Origin of the sequence: Mesorhizobium sp. Z1-4 (assembly GCF_004000235.1) — a bacterium.
In the GTDB taxonomy this organism is placed as follows: domain Bacteria; phylum Pseudomonadota; class Alphaproteobacteria; order Rhizobiales; family Rhizobiaceae; genus RCIO01.
In genome coordinates, this window is record NZ_RCIO01000004.1 from 217,175 (window position 1) to 237,128 (window position 19,954).

The 19,954-nt window shown below is 62.0% G+C and carries 25 protein-coding genes; all 25 read right to left on the reverse strand.

From position 1 onward, the window contains the following. Nucleotides 1-3: 3 nt before the first annotated feature. Complete coding sequence (gene serS, locus EP165_RS15585; RefSeq protein WP_127523750.1) at nt 4-1,293, reverse strand: serine--tRNA ligase; 1,290 nt, start codon at nt 1,291-1,293, stop codon at nt 4-6. 74 nt (nt 1,294-1,367) lie between these two features. After that, the gene (gene tatC / locus EP165_RS15590; RefSeq protein WP_127523751.1) at nt 1,368-2,210 is read right to left on the reverse strand and encodes a twin-arginine translocase subunit TatC; all 843 of its coding nucleotides are present in this window, start codon (nt 2,208-2,210) and stop codon (nt 1,368-1,370) included. Continuing rightward, the gene (gene tatB, locus EP165_RS15595; RefSeq protein ID WP_127523752.1) at nt 2,207-2,788 is read right to left on the reverse strand and encodes a Sec-independent protein translocase protein TatB; all 582 of its coding nucleotides are present in this window, start codon (nt 2,786-2,788) and stop codon (nt 2,207-2,209) included. The genes tatC and tatB overlap by 4 nt, the downstream gene beginning before the upstream one ends. A 47-nt stretch (nt 2,789-2,835) precedes the next feature. Next, nucleotides 2,836-3,066 carry a twin-arginine translocase TatA/TatE family subunit gene (locus EP165_RS15600; protein ID WP_127523753.1) on the reverse strand — a complete coding sequence of 77 codons (231 nt, stop codon included), beginning with the start codon at nt 3,064-3,066 and terminating at the stop codon, nt 2,836-2,838. A gap of 38 nt (nt 3,067-3,104) precedes the next feature. Then, nucleotides 3,105-4,205: an ABC transporter ATP-binding protein gene (locus EP165_RS15605; protein ID WP_127523754.1), complete on the reverse strand. Its 1,101-nt coding sequence runs from the start codon at nt 4,203-4,205 to the stop codon at nt 3,105-3,107. Nucleotides 4,206-4,247: 42 nt separating this feature from the next. Then, a complete protein-coding gene (scpB, locus tag EP165_RS15610; RefSeq protein ID WP_127523755.1) occupies nt 4,248-4,988 on the reverse strand; it encodes an SMC-Scp complex subunit ScpB in 741 nt (246 codons plus the stop codon). Further along, on the reverse strand, nt 4,985-5,782 hold the full coding sequence (locus tag EP165_RS15615) for a segregation and condensation protein A (protein WP_127523810.1): 798 nt from the start codon (nt 5,780-5,782) through the stop codon (nt 4,985-4,987). Before EP165_RS15615 ends, scpB begins: the two co-directional genes overlap by 4 nt. A gap of 52 nt (nt 5,783-5,834) precedes the next feature. Beyond that, nucleotides 5,835-6,863: a beta-N-acetylhexosaminidase gene (gene nagZ, locus EP165_RS15620; protein WP_127523756.1), complete on the reverse strand. Its 1,029-nt coding sequence runs from the start codon at nt 6,861-6,863 to the stop codon at nt 5,835-5,837. A 72-nt stretch (nt 6,864-6,935) separates the two neighbouring features. Beyond that, nucleotides 6,936-7,727 carry an ATP12 family chaperone protein gene (locus EP165_RS15625; RefSeq protein WP_127523757.1) on the reverse strand — a complete coding sequence of 264 codons (792 nt, stop codon included), beginning with the start codon at nt 7,725-7,727 and terminating at the stop codon, nt 6,936-6,938. A 17-nt stretch (nt 7,728-7,744) separates the two neighbouring features. Then, nucleotides 7,745-8,665: a DMT family transporter gene (locus tag EP165_RS15630; protein ID WP_127523758.1), complete on the reverse strand. Its 921-nt coding sequence runs from the start codon at nt 8,663-8,665 to the stop codon at nt 7,745-7,747. Continuing rightward, nucleotides 8,662-9,645: an RluA family pseudouridine synthase gene (locus EP165_RS15635; RefSeq protein WP_127523759.1), complete on the reverse strand. Its 984-nt coding sequence runs from the start codon at nt 9,643-9,645 to the stop codon at nt 8,662-8,664. Before EP165_RS15635 ends, EP165_RS15630 begins: the two co-directional genes overlap by 4 nt. A 31-nt stretch (nt 9,646-9,676) precedes the next feature. Further along, complete coding sequence (crcB, locus tag EP165_RS15640) at nt 9,677-10,054, reverse strand: fluoride efflux transporter CrcB (protein ID WP_127523760.1); 378 nt, start codon at nt 10,052-10,054, stop codon at nt 9,677-9,679. A 51-nt stretch (nt 10,055-10,105) separates the two neighbouring features. Then, on the reverse strand, nt 10,106-11,458 hold the full coding sequence (locus EP165_RS15645; RefSeq protein WP_127523761.1) for a replication-associated recombination protein A: 1,353 nt from the start codon (nt 11,456-11,458) through the stop codon (nt 10,106-10,108). A gap of 6 nt (nt 11,459-11,464) precedes the next feature. After that, a complete protein-coding gene (locus EP165_RS15650; protein WP_501981684.1) occupies nt 11,465-12,943 on the reverse strand; it encodes a DegQ family serine endoprotease in 1,479 nt (492 codons plus the stop codon). Nucleotides 12,944-13,009: 66 nt separating this feature from the next. Beyond that, a complete protein-coding gene (locus EP165_RS15655) occupies nt 13,010-13,375 on the reverse strand; it encodes a type II toxin-antitoxin system death-on-curing family toxin (protein ID WP_206075928.1) in 366 nt (121 codons plus the stop codon). Between the two features lie 2 nt (nt 13,376-13,377). Then, nucleotides 13,378-13,605 (reverse strand): type II toxin-antitoxin system prevent-host-death family antitoxin, encoded by a 228-nt coding sequence (locus EP165_RS15660; protein WP_206075929.1) that lies wholly within the window; start codon nt 13,603-13,605, stop codon nt 13,378-13,380. Nucleotides 13,606-13,708: 103 nt separating this feature from the next. After that, nucleotides 13,709-14,140, reverse strand: a complete 432-nt coding sequence (rplQ, locus tag EP165_RS15665) for a 50S ribosomal protein L17 (RefSeq protein WP_127523764.1) — start codon at nt 14,138-14,140, stop codon at nt 13,709-13,711. Nucleotides 14,141-14,269: 129 nt separating this feature from the next. Beyond that, nucleotides 14,270-15,277: a DNA-directed RNA polymerase subunit alpha gene (locus EP165_RS15670; protein WP_127523765.1), complete on the reverse strand. Its 1,008-nt coding sequence runs from the start codon at nt 15,275-15,277 to the stop codon at nt 14,270-14,272. A 148-nt stretch (nt 15,278-15,425) separates the two neighbouring features. Next, nucleotides 15,426-15,815 (reverse strand): 30S ribosomal protein S11, encoded by a 390-nt coding sequence (rpsK, locus tag EP165_RS15675; RefSeq protein WP_127523766.1) that lies wholly within the window; start codon nt 15,813-15,815, stop codon nt 15,426-15,428. 160 nt (nt 15,816-15,975) lie between these two features. Next, nucleotides 15,976-16,344 (reverse strand): 30S ribosomal protein S13, encoded by a 369-nt coding sequence (gene rpsM / locus EP165_RS15680; protein ID WP_127523767.1) that lies wholly within the window; start codon nt 16,342-16,344, stop codon nt 15,976-15,978. 191 nt (nt 16,345-16,535) lie between these two features. Next, nucleotides 16,536-17,123 (reverse strand): adenylate kinase, encoded by a 588-nt coding sequence (locus EP165_RS15685; protein ID WP_127523768.1) that lies wholly within the window; start codon nt 17,121-17,123, stop codon nt 16,536-16,538. Then, the gene (secY, locus tag EP165_RS15690; RefSeq protein WP_127523769.1) at nt 17,120-18,460 is read right to left on the reverse strand and encodes a preprotein translocase subunit SecY; all 1,341 of its coding nucleotides are present in this window, start codon (nt 18,458-18,460) and stop codon (nt 17,120-17,122) included. Before secY ends, EP165_RS15685 begins: the two co-directional genes overlap by 4 nt. 152 nt (nt 18,461-18,612) lie before the next feature. Continuing rightward, nucleotides 18,613-19,086 (reverse strand): 50S ribosomal protein L15, encoded by a 474-nt coding sequence (rplO, locus tag EP165_RS15695; RefSeq protein ID WP_127523770.1) that lies wholly within the window; start codon nt 19,084-19,086, stop codon nt 18,613-18,615. Between the two features lie 22 nt (nt 19,087-19,108). Beyond that, nucleotides 19,109-19,306: a 50S ribosomal protein L30 gene (gene rpmD / locus EP165_RS15700; protein WP_127523771.1), complete on the reverse strand. Its 198-nt coding sequence runs from the start codon at nt 19,304-19,306 to the stop codon at nt 19,109-19,111. 33 nt (nt 19,307-19,339) lie between these two features. Next, a complete protein-coding gene (rpsE, locus tag EP165_RS15705; RefSeq protein WP_127523772.1) occupies nt 19,340-19,903 on the reverse strand; it encodes a 30S ribosomal protein S5 in 564 nt (187 codons plus the stop codon). Between the last annotated feature and the right edge of the window lie 51 nt (nt 19,904-19,954).

Below are 19,954 nucleotides of genomic sequence, written 5' to 3' on the forward strand. Positions count from 1 at the left end.
ATTTCAGGCCCCGATTTTTTCCAGCCCGCCCATATAGGGGCGCAGCGCTTGCGGAACTGTGACAGTACCGTCCGGGTTTTGATAGTTTTCCATGACCGCTATCAGGGCCCGGCCCACCGCCACGCCCGAACCGTTGAGCGTGTGCACGAATTTCGTCTGCTTCTCGCCTTCCGCGCGGTAACGCGCATCCATGCGCCGGGCCTGGAAATCGCCGCAGACCGAGCATGAGGAGATTTCACGATAGGCGTTCTGCCCGGGCAGCCAGACTTCGATATCGTAGGTCTTGCGCGCCCCGAAGCCCATGTCGCCGGTGCACAACACCATGGTGCGGAAAGGCAACTCGAGACGCTTCAGCACTTCCTCGGCGCATTGTGTCATGCGCTCGTGCTCGGCGACCGAGCTTTCCTGATCGGTGACCGACACCAGCTCCACCTTGTAGAACTGATGCTGGCGCAGCATGCCGCGCGTGTCCTTGCCGGCGGAACCGGCTTCCGAGCGGAAACAGGCGGTGAGTGCCGTCATTCGAAGCGGCAGCTTGTCCTGATCGGTGATGTCTTTCGCCACCGTATAGGTGAGCGGCACCTCCGCCGTCGGGATCAGCCAGCGGCCATCGGTGGTGCGAAACAGATCGTCCCCGAATTTCGGCAGCTTGTCCGTGCCATAGGCCGCATCGTCATTGACCAAAAGCGGCGGCTGAACCTCGGTGTAGCCATGCTCCGTGGTATGCAGGTCGAGCATGAACTGGCCGAGGGCGCGCTCAAGCCGCGCAAGCTGCCCCTTGAGGATCGTGAAACGCGAACCGGAAAGCTTGGCCGCCGTCTCGAAATCCATCCCGCCCAGCGCTTCGCCGATTTCGTAATGCTCTTTCGACGAGTTCTCGCGTTTCGGCTCGCCGTGGCGGCGCACCTCGACATTGCCGTGCTCGTCCGCACCGACGGGAACATCGTCGAGCGGCACGTTCGGCACTACGTCGAGTGCGTCTTTGAGCGCCTTGTCGAGTTCGCGCTCTTTCGCCTCGCCGTCCTGAAGGTCGGATTTCAGGGCGGCCACTTCCGCCTTGAGCTTTTCGGCGAGATCCTTGTCGCCCGTGCCCATTGCCTTGCCGATTTCCTTCGACGCGGCGTTACGCCGTTCCTGCTTCTGCTGCAGCCCGGTCAGATGGGTCCGCCGTGCTTCGTCGAGGCCCACAATTTCGGCCACGGTGGACTGCGCCGCATCCCCGTCCGAGCCACGCTTTACCAGCGCATCGGCAAGAGCTTCGGGGTTTTCGCGAATCCATTTGATGTCGAGCATGGCGTGCACTCAATGCGTTTGGTCAGCAATATCCGGCCACCCGGGCGGGCTGGTGCGAGGCTACACGAGGACGCTTATTCCGCCGCCGCCGCCGATTCTTCATCGCCCGAAGGTTCGGCGTCCTTGGCTGCTTCTGCTTCCTGACGCTTGCGCTCCGTCCGGCGAGCAAGCCAGATCGAGACCTCGTAGAGAAGGATCGTCGGGACCGCAAGGCCGATCTGGCTAACCGGGTCCGGCGGGGTCAGGATGGCTGCCGTTACAAAGGCGAACACGATCGCATATTTGCGCTTGTCGGCAAGGCCGTCGGCGGTGACCAGACCGACACGCGCCATCAGCGTCGTAACGACCGGCAGCTGGAAGACGAGACCGAACGAGAAGATCAGGGTCATGATCAGACCGAGATATTCCGACACTTTCGGCAGCAGCGATATCTGGATTTCCTGATCCGGCCCGATCTGCTGCATGGACAGGAAGAACCACATCACCATCGGGGTGAAGAAGAAGTAGACCAGCGAAGCGCCCAGCAGAAACAGGACGGGCGTTGCGATCAGAAACGGGCGGAAGGCCGCGCGCTCATTGCGGTAGAGCCCGGGCGCCACGAATTTGTAGATCTGCGCCGCGATCAGCGGGAACGCGATCACAAGGCCGCCAAACATGCCGAGCTTGATCTGGGTGAAGAAGAACTCCTGCGGCGCGGTGTAGATGAGTTCGACCTGGCTGGGGTCGAGACCCGCCCACTGCGTCGCCCACTGGAACGGAATCACCAAGAGGTTGAAGAGCTGCTTGGCAAAAAAGAAGCAGACAAGAAACGCAATGAAGAACCCGCCGATCGACCACATCAGCCGGCGGCGCAGCTCGATCAGGTGCTCCATCAGCGGAGCGGATGATTTCTCGATGTCTTCGTCTTCGTTGCTCATGACGACGCCCCGCCCTTGCCGGCAACGGTCGCCTTCGCCGATTTGCCCGGTTTGGCCCCGGTCGAGGTCTTGGGCTTCGCTGCGCTCTTGGCTGGTGTTGCATTGGCCGCAGGCTTTGCCGCTGCGGGTTTGCGCGCCGGTGCCTTTTTCCCGGCCGGCTTCACAGCCGCCTTAGCTGCGGGCTTGGCGGCCGCCGCAGGCTTGGCGGCGCTCCCTGCCGGAGAGGATGCAGGGGCAGTTGCACCGGCCGGCGGTGTCTGCGGTTTTGGCTGCGGACGCATTGCGGCATCAAGGCCCGATCGCACATCCTCCGCCGCCTTCTGCATCGGATTAAGTGCCTTTTTGATGTCGGATGCCGGGTTGAGCTTGCGAACGTCGTCAACGAGATTTTTGACGTCGTCCAGCTCGGCTTCCTTCAGCGCATCGTCGAACTGCTTGCGGAAATCGGCCGCCATCGACCGCAATTTGGACGTGGTTCGCCCGAAATTGCGCAGCATCCCGGGCAAATCCTTTGGCCCCACGATCACGATCAGGACGACCGCGATCACGAGCATCTCTGGCCAACCGATGTCAAACATCACTCAGGCTTTCAGCGTGGCGGTTGTTATGCTCCCGCCGAAAGTGATCAGGACGACTTGCCGGCCTTCTGCTTGGCAGAGCGCACCGGCTCGTCGGCCTTGTGCTCGACGGTTTTGGCATCGTCTTCCGGCGACTGTTCGTCGTCCGCCATGCCTTTGCGGAAGTTCCTGATGCCCTTGGCCATATCACCCATCAGCTCGGGAATCTTGCCCCGGCCGAAAAGAAGCAAAACGACGACCAGCACAATCAGCCAGTGCCAGATGGAAAAGCTACCCATGATGAATTCTCTCTGGTTTTCGGTTCCCTGAACCTGATCTATGCGTTTTCATTGTCTCTTTCAAACACTAGTACGTCGCGAGGGCGCACCGTGATCCATATGTCGCGGCTGCGGGCCGGCAATTCGCCGATACGAACCCGCGCCCTGACCGGGGTATCGACGCCCGGAACGGCAAGCTCCAGCAATTCGACCACCCCCAGGAAACGGCGCGAACGCACACGCGCCTGCAAGGCGCCGCCGCTTTCGCTAACGTCGAAACCCGACAGGCGAATTGCAACGTTGACCGCACCATCTTCCTGGCCGGGCGCGGCAAACGTGCCGAGCGGCGTCTCGACCGATCCCGCCTTTGCGCGCGCCGGCAAGACGTTGAGTTCGGAGAAAAACCCTGCCGCAAACAGGTCAAGCGGCTTTTCGTAGAGCTCCTCCGCCGTACCCGCCTGCACAAGCCGACCACCCTTGAGCAGGGCGATTCGATCGCCCAGCCGCATTGCCTCTTCAGCGTCATGCGTGACCACGATCGCCGTGGCGCGGCTTTGCCTGAGAATCGCCAGCGTTTCGGCCCGCACACTGTCTTTCAGACGCGAATCGAGGCCGGAGAACGGCTCATCCATCAGCAGCACCGAAGGCCGCGGCGCCATGGCGCGCGCCAGCGCGACACGCTGCTGCTCGCCGCCCGACAGCACATGCGGAAAACTGTCCGCATAACCGGCAAGACCGACACGTTCGAGCGCGATCAGTGCCTCCCTGCGGCTTTCCGTCTTCGAGAGCGCGGTCAGGCCGAAGCGCACATTGTCGACGATGGAAAGATGCGGAAACAGCGCGAAGTCCTGAAATACCAGGCCGATGGACCGTTTTTCAGGCGGAAGGAACGCATCCGGGCCGGCAATTTCGCGGTCATTGAGCAGCACCCGGCCGGACGTCTGCGCCTCGATACCGGCGGCTATCCTCAGCAGGGTCGTTTTACCGGAGCCCGACGGCCCGAGTAGACACAACACTTCGCCTGGCTCAGCCGAAAGCGTGATGCCGCGCAGCGTTACAGCGTCGGGCCCGTAGCTGTGATGAATATCCTCGAACGAAAGCCGCGCAGCGAAGGTGACGCCGGCGGTAACGCGCTGGGCCAGGTGTGTTTCGCCTTGCATCGACCTCTTCCGTCCGCCCCTCAGTGCGGGGCGCGGGACGGGTCAATCATCCTCCACGCGGGGAGTCAACAGGCCGAGCTCTTCCAGGTCGATATCAGTCAGCTCATCCTCGTCATCGGCGAGACCGTCCGTATTGGCCGGAGGCTGCGGCACGCTGAAATTGGATGGCATGCGCGACGAGAGGAGCCCTGCCCCCTTGAGTTCATCGATGCCCGGCAAGTCGCGCAGCTCCGGCAACCCGAAATGATCGAGAAAATGCTCCGTTGTCCCGTAGGTGACCGGGCGGCCCGGCGTGCGGCGGCGGCCGCGCATACGGACCCACTCGGTTTCGAGCAGCGTATCGAGCGTACCCTTGGACGTCTCGACACCGCGGATTTCCTCGATTTCGGCGCGCGTAACCGGCTGGTGGTAGGCGATGATCGCCATCACTTCGAGTGCCGCCCGCGACAGCCGCCTCTGCTGCACCGCCTCGCGGTTCATCAGGAAGGCCAGATCTCCTGCAGTGCGGAATGCCCAGCTGTCACCGACCTTCACCAGATTGACGCCGCGCTTGGCGTAGATTTCGGTGAGTTCGTCCATCACTGCCGGCACGGCGATGCCATCCGGCAGCCGCGAGACAAGGGTCTTTTCGCTGACCGGCTCCGCCGAGGCGAAGACGATAGCCTCGGCCATGCGCACCGCTTCGGCCATATGCAGACGCAACGCAGGATTGTCTGCGTGTTGGCCGGCAGCGTTGTTGTCCTGCTCGAATTCCACGACTTCCGCGGTTTCGCCTTCACTCATGTTTCCACTCCGGCCATTGCTGCCTTGTCGGCCTTGTTGCGCATGAAAAGAGGTGCAAATGCATCCTGTTGTTTGATTTCCAGCGTACCCTCGCGCACCATCTCCAGCGTAGCGGCGAACGAGCTGGCGAGTACGGTGGCGCGCTCGCCGGGCAGGCTGAGATATTCGAGCAGGAAGCTGTCGAGCGCCGTCCAGTCGCGCAGTGTGCCGATCATGCGTGACAGAACCTGGCGGGCATCCTTGAGAGACCAGACACCGCGCTTTTCGATGCGAACATTGGTTACAGCCTGCCGCTGACGCAACGAGGCGTATGCCGTCAGCAGGTCGTAGAGCGTGCCCGAATATTCGTTGCGACGGTCGACAATCACATGTTCCGGATCGCCGCGCCCGAAAAAATCCCGGCCAAGCCGGTTGCGGTTGACCAGCCTGGACGCCGCCTCGCGCATGGCCTCGAGGCGTTTCAGGCGGAACTGCAGCAACGCCGCCATCTCTTCGCCGCTCTCGCCGTCGTTGCTGGCCTGTTCGGGAATGAGCAGCCGCGATTTGAGGTAGGCGAGCCACGCCGCCATAACCAGATAGTCGGCTGCCAGTTCGAGCCGGAGCTCGCGCGCACGCTCGATGAAAGAAATGTACTGCTCGGCCAGCGCCAGAACCGAAATGCGCGCCAGATCTACCTTCTGGTTGCGCGCCAGATGCAGGAGGAGATCGAGCGGCCCTTCAAAACCTTCGACATCGACATGAAGCAGCGGATCACTGGCGGTCCGCTCCTCTTCATTGGTCCAGATCGCCTCCATCGGCGCCTTGGACCCGCCTGTCTTTGTCGCCGGGGCGCTCACAGCCGCAGCCTCAAGCCGCCTCGACCGAAATGCCGGTCAGCGCCGAAAACTCTTCACGCGCGGCGGTTTCTTCCACCGTATCCGGCAATTCGCGCCGCAGCAGCGCCCGATTGGCCCGGGTTTCGGCCTTGTCTTTCAGAGCCGGGGTCATCGCCGCCACTTGCTGCATTTCCTCCATCACGCCGTTGCAATGCAGAATGACATCGCATCCGGCGGCGAAGATTGCATCCGTGCGATCCCTGAAATCCCCAGAAAGCGCCTGCATCGAAACATCATCGCTCATAAGAAGGCCATCGAACCCGATATGGCCACGAATGACATCTTCGACAATGACGCGGGACGTTGTGGCCGGCATCATTCCGTCGATCGCCGAGTAAACGACATGTGCCGTCATCGCGAATGGCAGGTCGGCAAGCGCCCTGAACGGTGCGAAATCACGCGTTTCGAGCTCTTCCAGTGAAGCATCGACGCGGGGCAGTTCGTGGTGCGTGTCGGCCCCTGCCCGACCGTGACCCGGAATGTGCTTCATGACCGGCAATACACCGCCGGCGAGCAAACCGTCCGCCATGGCTCTTCCAAGAGCAGTTACCGATTCCGGCGTGCGCCCATAGGCGCGGTTCCCGATCACGTCATGCGCGCCCTCCGTCGGTACGTCGAGCACCGGAAGGCAGTCCGCCGTGATGCCCAGCCGCAATAGGTCAAACGCATGCAGACGCGCCATTAGCCATGCGGAGCGCAAACCGGCCTCCGGATCACGCGCATAAAGCGCACCGAGCTCGGCCGCGGGCGGGTAGTTCGGCGCCAGAGGCGGCCGCAGCCGCTGCACGCGCCCACCCTCCTGGTCGATGAAAACCGGCGCATCGGCCCGCCCGACCGCGGTGCGCATTTCCGCGACCAGGGAGCGGACTTGATCTGCCGTCTCAATATTGCGCGCGAAGAGAATGAATCCCCACGGTTTTTCGCCATGGTAGAATGCGATTTCTTCGGTTGACAGACGCTTGCCCGCAGCGCCCAGGATCATTGCTTTTGATTCGCTCATGCAAGGAGCCTAAGGGGTTTCACCGACGGATGAAATGCCGGGCGGGCAAAGCTCACAAGGGTTTGCGCCGGATTACGACGCGTCGAGCGTCGCCACAAGCGCACCTGCGGCCCGCATTTCCAGAAGACGCTGCGCACGGCGCGAAGCCGCTTCGGTGTCTTCGCCCCACTGTTCTGTATTCCAGTCCTCATCGATATGGGCTGCCGTCCAGGCGCGCTCGACGTCGAGCTCCCCGGCATCAACGGCGAGCGCAAGCAGCGCCGAACCCATCAGCGATGTCATGACATGCAGTGCCGCAATCCTGAACGGCTCCCGCCTTTGGGCGAGATAGGCACCCAGAACGGCTATGGTCTCGCGCGGCTGCTCAACCGGCATCACCCCTTCCGCCAGGATGAAACGTGCACCGAGCAGGCCTTGCAACCAGTCGAGCACGGGGTCCCACGCATCCCCCTGACGTTGGACCAGTTCCTGAGGTGTGTCGGCCCGATAACAGATGAGATCGGAAGATGCGTAGCGCAAGATGTCCTCAAGCACCGCCTGCACGTCGTTAGCAACGCCGTCAATCGCGGTATTGACCAGCCGCGTGGCCGGCATGGTCATCGGATCGATTTTCTCGCCTTGGGCGTCAAACTCACCGGCAACCAGTCTCGCAGCGCCAGCCGTCGGCAAAATGAGCGGTTTGCGGCCCGGCGTGCGGACCTGCTTGCCGTCCAGCCGAACGGAAAATCCGGCGTCTTCGGCCTCGAAACCCGCCACCTTGTAAAAGCGTTTCGGCAGCTGGACGCGCATGGACTCCCGCGCAGCTTCGTTCGGGTCGCGCTGCGCCGCCCTGCCGGCCTCGAGATCGTTGAGAAGATCACGCATGTTCGTATCCGATCGTTTCAGCCCGGTTGGCCGCGCCGCACGGGCCGGTTCACCAGCACCAGACCCGCGGCGATCATCGTCAGCGCGGCGAAAATGCGCCAGGAGAGCGGTTCGCCCAAGAGCAGGCCGCCGCCGAGCACGCCAAATACGGGGCTCAGAAAGGTAAAGCTCGAAAGCCCCGACGCCGGATAACGGCGCATCAGCCAGAACCAAAGCACATAGGTGAACGCGACAACAAAAACAGCCTGGTAGAGCAGCGAGGCGGTTGCCATCGCTGTCACGTCCCGCAACACCGGCCCGGCGAGCGGGATAAGCGGCGCCGACACCAGGGCCGATACCAGCAGCTGGTACAGAAGCGTTTTTTCGGCACTGGCTTCAGCCAGGCTGGTGCGTTTGATGACGAGTGTCGTGCCGCCCCAGAGAAGTCCCGCGGCCAGCAGCATGAAATCGCCTTTCAGCGCTGCGGCATCAGGCAGGCTGAGTTCGTCGGAAAACACCAGTACCACGCCGCAGAATGCCAGCAGCAGGCCGCCGAATTTGACCCGCGTCATGCGCTCTCCCAGCAGGAAATGCGCGCCGATCAGCACCCAGAACGGCATTGTGTTGACCATCAGCGTTCCGCGTGCGGCCGTGGTGAAGTCGAGCCCGAAAAAGATAAGGATGAACTCGAGGCCGAACATGGCGCCGACGATTATCCCCGGCCACAACGTCCCGTCGTTCTCGAAAAGCCTTATGCCACGCAACCGGCACCAGGCAAAAACCAGCACGGCAGCTATGCTGGAGCGCGCTACGGTCAGGAAAACCGGATTGTAGCCTTCGTTGGATATCTTGATCGCAACCTGGTTGAGGCCCCAGGTCAGGGTGAGCACGATCATCATGCCAGCGGCGAAAGCGTCGATTGCGTCCCGCTTGTCGAGTGTCGGCGAAACCACGCTCATTGTTCGTCCTCAGCGCTCGTTTCGTCGAAACCGAGCAGGTTCCAGCTTTGCACCATGTGCCCGGGCAAAGGCGCCGTAACGTCGATGGTACCCGATCCCGGATGCGGGATGACGATGCGCCGCGCATGAAGATGCAGGCGCTTCTGGATACCGCCTGGAAATTCCCAGTTCTGGTCGGCCTCGAAATATTTCGGGTCACCGATGATTGGGCAGCCAATCGAAACCGCGTGAACGCGCAACTGGTGAGTGCGGCCCGTATAGGGTTCCATTTCGAGCCAGGAGAGCGCCTGCCCTGCCTGATCCACCACCCGGTAGTATGAAACCGCGTGATCTGCTCCCGTCTCGCCGTGTTTCGCGACGCGCATGCGGTCGCCGTCAGGCGTCGGCTCCTTGACCAGCCAGTTGGAGATCTTGCCGGTTTTCCTGGCGGGAACGCCCTTTACCAGCGCCCAGTATGTCTTCTTCGTTTCCCGCGTACGGAAGGATTCGGCAAGCCGCATCGCCGCCTGCCGCGTGCGGGCAACGACGAGAACGCCCGACGTGTCGCGGTCGAGCCGGTGCACCAGCCGCGGCTTCTCGCCTTTTCTGTTGCGCCAGGCCTCCAGCATCTGGTCGACGCTGCGCACAATGCCCGAACCTCCCTGCACCGCGAGCCCAGGCGGCTTGTTGAAAACGAGCACTTTATCGTCTTCGTGGAGCAGTAGCTGCGACAGCGCGTCTGCGTCGTCCTTGTTGGCAATCGAGCGTGGGGTCAGCGGTCCGGTATTGCGGTCCGTGTCGAGCGGCGGCACGCGCACGGTCTGGCCGGGATCCAGCCGCGTGTCGGTTTTGACGCGCCCGCCATCGACCCGCACCTGTCCCGACCGAAGCAGTTTCTGGAGGCGGCCAAAGCCGAGACCCGGATAATGAACCTTGAACCACCGGTCGAGGCGCATGTTTGCCTCGTCGTCGGCGACTTTGATCTGCTCTACACCGGCCATGTCTTACTCGGTTCCGGAAAATTCGTTGCGCTCAAGCCAGCGCGCGCACGATCGCCAGCCCAGCGAACAGCGCCGCAACGGCACCCACGACACTAACCAGCGTGTAGCCGGCGGCTGCCAACAGCGCACCGCGTTCCCATAACACCACCACGTCCAGTGAAAAGGCCGAAAAGGTCGTGAAACCGCCCAGAACGCCGGTTGCGGCGAAGAGCCTCACTTCCGGGGAAACACCGGCCTTGCGCGCCAACAGCTCTATCAGCACGCCCATGAGGAAGGAACCGGCCAGATTGACCGTGAGTGTACCCCAGGGGAAAGCCGGCCCCGCCCAGCGAAGGGCAGCCATGCCCACCAGGTGGCGCATTGCAGCGCCGATAGCGCCGCCGGCGGCGACGATGAGCAAATGATACATGGCTCCCTGATAGCGGAAGGCGCATGGCGCCGAAAGGCCACCGATGGCAAATCAGCTCTGCTCGGGCTCGCCACTATCCCTGGCCGCTGATTTGCGCTCGTTCCGCAACTTGTCCCAATAGTCGAGCCGTTTGCGGATTTCGCGCTCGAAGCCGCGATCCGGCGGCTCGTAGAACCGCCGCCGTCCCATGGCCTCCGGAAAATAATCCTGTCCCGAAAACGCGTCCGGCTGGTCGTGGTCGTACTGATAGCCCGATCCGTAACCTTCTGACTTCATAAGCTTTGTCGGTGCATTGAGAATGTGGCGGGGCGGCAAGAGTGAACCGTGCTCCTTCGCAGCGGCCATGGATGCTTTGTAGGCCGTGTATGCTGCGTTGGATTTGGGCGCGGTCGCCAGGTAGATGCAGGCTTGTGCGAGCGCCAGTTCACCCTCGGGCGACCCGAGAAAATCGTAGGCGTCCTTCGCAGCGTTGGCGATGACCAGCGCCTGCGGGTCGGCAAGACCGATATCTTCCACCGCCATGCGCACCAGCCGCCGCCCCAGAAACAGCGGCGCCTCGCCCGCATCGAACATGCGCGCCAGATAATAGAGCGCGGCATCGGGGTCGGAACCGCGCACGGCCTTGTGCAGCGCCGAGATCAGATTGTAGTGGCCATCCTGGCCCTTGTCGTAGACCGGCGCGCGGCGCTGAACGATGCGCTGCAGCGCCTCGGCGTCGAATGTCTCGCCTACGCGCGCAGCGCGCCACACCTCTTCGGCCAGTGTCAGTATGGCCCGCCCGTCGCCATCGGCCATCCGGATCAGAACCGCCCTCGCCGCATAGTCGAGCGGCAGCGGTCTACCGACCGTTGTTTCGGCGCGTTCCAGCAGAAGAGCCAGGCTTGCGGCTTCCAGCGGCTTGAACGACAAGACGCGCGCCCGCGACAAAAGCGCAGCATTGAGCTCGAAGGACGGGTTTTCGGTCGTCGCGCCGACCAGAATGACCGTACCGTCCTCCATGACTGGCAAGAAACCGTCCTGCTGAGCGCGATTGAAGCGGTGAATCTCGTCCACGAAAAGCAGCGTCTGGCGGCCGTTGCGGTGCCGCAGGCGCGCCGCTTCAAACACCTTCTTCAGATCGGCTACGCCGGAAAAGATCGCCGAAATCTGTTCGAACGCGAGGTCGGTTTCGCCGGCAAGCAACCGCGCAACGGTTGTCTTGCCGGTACCTGGCGGCCCCCAGAAAACCAGCGAACCCAGCGAGCCGGAAGCGATCATGCGCGTCAGCGCGCCATCCGGCCCGGTCAGATGTTCCTGACCGACAACCTCACCCAGCTTTGCAGGACGCAAGCGGTCGGCAAGCGGACGAGCACCGGATGCACCGGCATCGGCTGGGCTGTCGGAAGCGCCAAACAGATCGGCCATGGCCGCTCAGAACCGCAATACCTGGCGGAACGTTTGACCGTTGCGCTCTATCGTGAACCGCCACCAGCGCGTTTCCTCGCCGGCCGCTCTCGCCAGTGTTTCCGCGCTGTCGATCGCAATGCCGTTAACGTCACGAACGATGTCGCCCGGCTGAAACCCGAACTGCGCGGCGGCGGAGGACCGGTCGATATCGACAATCGCCACGCCTTCCGTGCGGCCTGCAACTCTGAGCCGCTGCGCAAGGCGCGGCGACAACGCCGCCACCTTGGCTCCCGCGAAGGGCGAATTGCCTTCGATCACGACCTCGGCCGCCGCCGCACCTTCCGGCGCGCGCATCAATTCAAGCGCGACAGGAATCTCCTCGCCCTGCCGCAACAACGTCAGTGAAATCTCGGCGCCGATCGGACGTGTCGCAAGCCGGTAATCAAGCGCGTCGGGATGCTCGATGCGGGTTGCATTCATAGCCAGAACCACATCGCCCGGCCGCATACCGGCAATCTCGGCGGGGCTGCCGGGATAGATATCCGACACAAGCGCCCCGGTGGGACGCGGCATTCCGAGCGCTTCCGCCATCTGCGCGTCCACGGCCTCGAAATTCGCACCGATCCAGGGCCTTTCGAAGAAGTCGCTGCCGCCCTGCGCGGAAGCGACAACCGCGCGCACCATGTTGGCCGGAATTGCAAAACCGATGCCTATGGAGCCGCCGCTGCGGCTGTAGATCGCCGTATTGATGCCGACGAGCTCGCCCGCCATGTTGATCAGCGCACCGCCGGAATTGCCCGGATTGATCGCTGCGTCCGTCTGGATGAAAAAGCCGAAATCCGAGATCCCGATATGGGTTCGGGCGACCGCCGAAACGATGCCGCTTGTCGTTGTTTGGCCGACCCCGAACGGGTTGCCGATTGCCAGCACCAGGTCGCCGACCAGAAGTGCGTCGGAATCGCCTATCCCCACCGTCGGGAACGGTTGGTCGCCTTCGATCTTGAGCACCGCGAGATCGAGCGATTCGTCCTTGAGCAAAATAGTGCTGGCGAATTCGCGGCCGTCGGACATGGCCACTTTCACCTCGTCCGCCCCCCGTATGACGTGGAAATTCGTCACCACGAGCCCGCTTTCGTCGACAATGACGCCCGAACCCAGCGATGACTGGACGCGCGGCGGCATTTGTTGCCCGAAGAAATGCTCGAAAAACGGGTCGGAAAGAAACGGCGAAGGCCGTGCGCTCACTTGCGCCGACGCATAGACATTGACCACGGCTGGCGCTGTCTCCGCGACCAGCGGTGCGAAAGAGAGCTGCATCTCGCTGCGCCCGAACGGCAATCGCCTATGCGGCTCTCCGGTATCGAGCCCGCCGCGCAGCAAGTCGGTCAGGATCGAGCCCAGGTCCTGCGCTGGAGTTTCCTCCGCCTTCAATGGCAGCGCCATCAGCGCGGCGACGACGGCCAGGGCAAGGAAGGCGGCGAAGAATGACGACAGTCTGCGCATGGCGGGAATCCTCTTCAGCGAAGCGGATGCCATTTTTGCCGCGAATGTGCAAAACAAATGGCCGAGCTATCGAACATGCTGTCGCAGCCAGCTGTCCAGAACGTCTTTGTTGAACGTTCCGGCTTCAAGGTGGTGATAGATGAAGCGGATCACATCGTCCGGGTCGCATTCGAGCCGCTTGCCGTTCAGCCCGAGAAATATGTCCATGCAGGCGAACCCGACGCGCTTGTTGCCGTCGATGAAGCCGTGGTTCATAGCCAAGCTTTCCCACAGCGCTGCAGCCTCTTCGATCGTGTCGCCATAATAGCCGGTCTGCGGCCTCAGAAGCGCCGGCTCGACAAGTCCAAGGTCGCGAATCCCTCGCGCACCGCCGAACAATCGAAGCTGCTCGCGGTGAATAAACAGAGCATCATCGAGACCGACATAGATCACGGCTATTTGGCGAGCGCTTCGTAGACCTTGGCCCACCGCGATGCGCTCTCCGCATGCAGCTTCTCCACCAGCGGGTTAACGGACCCGCCGGCAGCCTCGGCTATTCGGCGAAACTCATCCGGAGAAAGCACGATTGCGACATCGCGGCCTTGCTTCTGGATACGCACAGGCCCGGAACGGGCGAGTTCAAGCAGCTGCCCGAATTTGTTCTTCGCGTCTGATGCGGTCATCGAGTTCATGCACTTAATTTAGCTGTTTTAGCTAATTTCGGCAACAAGCAAGAAAAAGGGCCCCGCAGGGCCCTTCGCATTACCGTTCGGTCCAAACGCGAAATTACGCGGCTTCGGCTTCGCTCGGCGTATCCTCGGCCTCGAGGCGCGCACGGTCGGCAGCGCCCTTGGCTGCAGTGTCGCGGTCCACGAATTCGATCACTGCCATCGGCGCATTGTCGCCATGGCGGAAACCGGCCTTCATGATGCGGGTGTAGCCGCCATTGCGGGTCGCATAACGCGGCGCAATGGTTTCGATCAGGCGCTTCGCAAGCTCCGCCGAACCGATCCTGGCGATCACCTGGCGGCGCGCATGCAGGTCGCCGCGCTTTCCGAGCGTGACCAGCTTCTCCACGATCGGCCGAAGCTCCTTGGCCTTGGGCAGCGTGGTGGTGATCTGTTCATGCTCGATCAGCGACGCGGCCATGTTCACGAACAGGGCCTTGCGGTGGCTGGCGGTGCGGTTCAGCCGACGACCGGATTTTCCGTGACGCATTGGCTTTCTCCTAGAATTCGGCGCAAGGCGCCCGGTTTTTCAATTCGCGAATGGCGAATGGAGAAATGGTGAATGGGGAACAGACGTTCCAATAATCCTATTCACTACTCACCACTCACTATTCACCGTTCAATACTGGTCTTCGTAGCGCTTTGCCAGATCTTCGATGTTGTCCGGCGGCCAGTCCTGCACCTCCATGCCGAGGTGAAGGCCCATGGAAGCCAGCACTTCCTTGATCTCGTTGAGCGACTTGCGACCGAAATTCGGCGTACGCAGCATCTCGGCTTCCGTCTTCTGGATCAGGTCTCCGATGTAAACGATGTTGTCGTTCTTCAGGCAGTTGGCCGAACGGACCGAAAGCTCCAGCTCGTCCACCTTCTTCAGAAGTGCCGGATTGAAGGCAAGCTCCGTAACCTGCTCCGCCGGCTGTTCCTTCTGCGGCTCTTCGAAGTTCACGAAGAGGCCGAGCTGATCCTGCAGGATGCGAGCAGCGAAAGCCACCGCGTCCTCGCCGGAGATGGCGCCGTTGGTCACGATCGACATGGTCAGCTTGTCATAGTCGAGAACCTGGCCCTCACGGGTGTTTTCGACTTTGTAGGAGACCTTCTTGACCGGCGAATAAAGGCTGTCGACCGGGATGAGGCCGATCGGCGCGTCTTCGGCGCGGTTGCGGTCTGCCGGGACATAACCCTTGCCGTTGTTGACCGTGAACTCCATGCGGATTTCAGCGCCCTCGTCCAGCGTGCAGATCACGTGGTCGGGGTTGAGGATTTCGACATCGCCGACGGTCTGGATATCGCCCGCAGTCACCTGACCCGGGCCCTGCTTGCGCACAACCATGCGCTTCGGTCCGTCGCCTTCCATGCGGATGGCGATTTCCTTGATGTTGAGCACGATGTCGGTGACGTCTTCACGCACGCCCGAAATCGAAGAGAACTCGTGCAGCACGCCATCGATCTGCACCGCAGTCACCGCGGCACCGCGCAGCGACGAAAGCAGAACGCGGCGCAGCGCGTTGCCGAGCGTCAGACCGAAGCCGCGTTCGAGCGGTTCGGCGACGACCGTCGTCGTGTTGCCCTTCGACTGGAAATCGATCTTGTTGGGCTTGATCAGTTCCTGCCAGTTCTTCTGGATCATTCTGTCATCCTTCCGTTTCCCCGCCACCATCCAATCGTGGCGGGCGTCCTGGAAAGCCGTGGAGGAGCGTCTTTACTTCGCATGACCCGAATATACTGCTTCGGCATCATGCCGCGGGAAGCTCGCGCGGCAGTTTCAAATCTCTGGGTTATACACGGCGCTTTTTGCGCGGGCGGCAACCATTGTGCGGGATCGGCGTCACATCACGGATCGAGGTGATGGTGAAACCGGCGGCCTGCAGGGCGCGCAGTGCCGACTCACGACCCGAACCGGGTCCGCTGACCTCGACCTCGAGCGTGCGCATGCCGTGCTCCTGCGCCTTCTTGGCGCAATCCTCGGCGGCCATCTGCGCCGCGAACGGCGTCGACTTGCGCGATCCCTTGAAACCCTGAGCACCGGCCGACGACCAGGCAATCGCATTGCCCTGTGCATCGGTGATGGTGATCATGGTGTTGTTGAACGTCGACGAGACATGCGCGACGCCGGTGGAAATGTTCTTGCGTTCGCGGCGGCGTACGCGTGTGGCTTCTTTGGCCATGATGGTCCTTTCAATCGATATCAGCGCCGCCGTAACTCCAGCGGCTACACCTTGGTTAAGGCAGTAAGGGAATAGGGCAGTAGGGGAGTATGTTCGTCTTTGTGGCCGTCCTCGACCGAAAACATACTGCCCTACTGCCTTACTCCCCTACTCCCCCAACTTACTTCTTCTTGCCGGCGATCGCCTTGGCCGGGCCCTTGCGGGTGCGCGCATTGGTGTGCGTACGCTGACCGCGAACCGGCAGCGAGCGGCGATGCCGCAGACCGCGGTAGCAACCAAGATCCATGAGACGCTTGATGTTCATCGACACTTCGCGGCGAAGGTCGCCTTCGACCTTATAGTCGCGGTCGATAATCTCGCGCATCTGCAGCGCTTCGGCGTCGGTCAGTTCGTTGACACGCCGCTCTGCGGGAATGTTGGCTTTGGTGATGATCTCGGACGCGAATTTCGGTCCGATACCGTGGATATATTGAAGCGCAATCACAACGCGCTTGTTGGTCGGCAGATTGACGCCGGCAATACGAGCCATTCTCTCGTCTCCATTTATGCCGGGAAACCCGGCGCTTCGTTGAACCCGCGTCCGGTGGAGGCCGGCCCATGCGGGCATCTTCAATGCAAAATCAGCGAAACACCCTTTCGGGCAGCTTCACATTCGTTCTGACTGGAAGACGGGCCGCGATAGTCCGGAATCCCGCCGCTGTCAAGTCCGCGACTGCCGCTCTAGCTCAACTTGGCCAGAACGCCGTCGATCTCTTTCGTAACCTCGTCGATGGTCGCCATACCATCGACCCCGACAAGCTTGCCCTTGGCATAATAGTAGCCGATCAGCGGGGCGGTCTTCTTGTAGTATTCGCGCAGCCGCTCATCGAAGACTTCGGCATTGTCGTCCTTGCGGACCGGCTGGCCGGCAGCCTTGGCGTCAGCCGCCCGCTTCAGGATTCGGCCGACCAGTGCCTTGTCATCGACGACAAGCTCGACAACAGCGTCGAGTTCGGCACCGCGCTTGTTCAGCATGGCGCCGACGGCATCCGCCTGGGCCAGCGTGCGCGGGTAACCGTCGAGAATGAAGCCTTTCGCGGCATCCGCCTGATCGATGCGTTCGGCGACAATCGCATTCACGATTTCGTCGGAAACGAGCTCTCCAGCATCCATAACGGCCTTGGCGCGTTTGCCGACCTCTGTTTGCGCGGCAACGGCCGCCCGCAGCATGTCTCCGGTGGAGAGCTGCGGGATGCCGTGTTTTTCGACCAGTCGCTGTGCTTGAGTCCCCTTACCCGCACCTGGCGGGCCAAGCAGTATCAGCCTCATCGCCCTCTTTTACCCCCGCGAAGTTTCGACTTCTTGATCAGCCCTTCATACTGATGCGCGATCAGATGGCCCTGAACCTGCGCCACGGTGTCGAGCGTTACGCTGACGACGATCAGCAGAGAAGTACCGCCGAGATAGAAAGGAACGCCGGTGGCCGAAATCAGAAACTCGGGCAGCAGGCACACGATCACCAGATAGATCGCCCCGACGACCGTGATGCGCGTCAGCACATAGTCGATATATTCGGCCGTGCGCTCACCCGGACGGTAACCCGGAATGAAGCCCGAATGCTTCTTGAGCTGATCCGCCGTGTCCTTCGGGTTGAACACGATGGCGGTATAGAAGAAGGCGAAAAACGCGATCATGGCGGCATAGAGCAGCATGTAGATCGGCTGGCCGTGTCCAAGCGCGGCAAGAATGCTGGCAGCCCAGGTCGGCAATGTGGAGGTGTCGGAGAAACCGGCCACGGTCGCGGGCAGGAGCAGCAGCGACGATGCAAAGATCGGCGGGATGACGCCGGCCGTGTTGAGCTTCAGCGGCAGATGCGAGGTATCGCCCTGGAACATGCGGTTGCCGACCTGGCGCTTCGGATACTGGATCAGCAGCCGGCGCTGCGCCCGCTCGAAGAACACAATCACACCGATAACGACGATTGCCAGCACGATGATGGCCAGGATGATGCCGGTCGACAGCGCTCCGGTGCGGCCAAGCTCGAGCGTACCCGAGATAGCTGACGGGAGACCCGCCACAATGCCGGCGAAGATGATCAGCGAAATGCCGTTGCCGATACCGCGCGCCGTGATCTGCTCGCCGAGCCACATCAGGAACATGGTGCCGCCGACAAGCGTGATTACCGCCGAAACGCGGAAGAACCAGCCTGGATCGGCCACGATGCCGGACCCGCTTTCAAGCCCGACGGCAATGCCATAGGCCTGAACGGTCGCCAGGAGCACGGTGCCGTACCGCGTATACTGGTTGATGACCTTGCGGCCCTGCTCGCCTTCTTTCTTGAGCTGTTCGAGCGTCGGCACGACCGACGTCATCAGCTGCATGATGATGGAGGCGGAAATGTACGGCATGATGCCGAGCGCAAAGATCGCCATGCGCTCGACGGCACCGCCGGCAAACATGTTGAACATGCCGAGCACGCCGCCCGACTGCTGCTGGAACGCCTGTGCGAAAGCATCGGGATTGATGCCTGGCATCGGGATATAGGTACCAAGCCGGTAGACCAGCAAAGCGCCTAGGGTGAACCAGATGCGTTTCTTGAGATCCTCTGCCTTCGCAAAGGCAGAGAAATTGAGATTGGCGGCAAGTTGTTCAGCAGCCGAAGCCATCGGTCGGTCTCCGCGTGATCAGGCCACGATAAGCGGCGCGCGGCCGAAGCCCCGAGATAGGGCTCGGCCGGGCCGGATGCAAGCCGCGAAAGCCGCGGCTTGTGTGAATTTCTGGTGAGAAGTGCGTGCGATCGAGCCTGGCAAGATGCCGCTCACTCGGCCGCCTTGGCTTCCGGGAGCTTGATCGAGCCGCCGGCCTTTTCGATCTTTTCGACCGCCGACTTCGACGCACCGGCAACTTCGAAAGCCACCTTCGTCGTCAGCTCGCCGTCGCCAAGCACACGAACGCCATCGCGAACGCGGCGCAGTACGCCAGCTTCCACGAGCGCCTCGGCCGTTACCGGCTTCTTGGCATCGAGCTTCTTGGCATCGATCGCCTGCTGCACGCGCGCCAGGGATACGATGTTGAGATCCTTGGCGAAAATGTTCTTGAAGCCGCGCTTGGGAAGACGCCGGTAAACCGGCATCTGGCCGCCTTCGAAGCCGTTGATGGCAACGCCGGAGCGAGAGCTCTGGCCCTTGACGCCGCGGCCGCCGGTCTTGCCGGTGCCGGAGCCGATGCCACGGCCTACGCGCTTACGCGATTTGGATGCGCCGTCGCGGTCGCGCAATTCGTTGAGTTTCATCTCGTCTCTCCTGCGCTTCCGCTCAAGCCTCGTCGACGACGCGAACGAGGTGCTGCACCTGCGCGATCATGCCGCGAACCGAAGGCGTATCCTCCAGGGTGCGGCGGCGGTGAAGTTTGTTGAGGCCAAGTCCGATCAGCGTCTTGCGCTGTTCGGACGGACGGCGGATCGGGCTGCCGATCTGCTCCACGGTAATGGTTTTGCCCTGCTTGCTAGCCATGGTCTTCTATCCCTTGATCAAGCCGCTTGGCGTCTATTCGTCGGCCGTTGCGGCGGCACCGCGGCGCGCCTGCAAGGTCGAGTACTTGATACCGCGCTGCGCAGCGACATCCTTCGGATGCATCTGGCCCTTGAGCGCCTCGAACGTCGCCCGCACCATGTTGTAGGGGTTGGAAGACCCCAGCGACTTGGCGACGACGTCGTGCATGCCGAGCGTCTCGAAGACGGCGCGCATGGGGCCACCCGCGATGATGCCGGTACCGGCCTTTGCAGTACGCAGAAGCACCTTGCCGGCACCCCAGCGGCCTTCCACATCATGGTGGAGCGTACGGCCCGAACGCAGCGGCACGAAGATCATGTCGCGCTTGGCGCTCTCGGTCGCCTTGCGGATGGCCTCCGGCACTTCGCGTGCCTTGCCGTGGCCGAAGCCAACGCGGCCCTTCTGGTCGCCAACGACGACGAGCGCGGCAAAGCCGAAACGGCGGCCGCCCTTCACGACTTTTGCAACACGATTGATGTGAACGAGTTTGTCGACGAAACCGTCGTCAGCGTCCCGGTCACGATCGCGTCCGCCGCGATCCCTACGTTCCTGTGCCATGATCCTGTCCTTGTTCTTTTCCGGATAGCACCGTTGATGAATGTCCGGCCT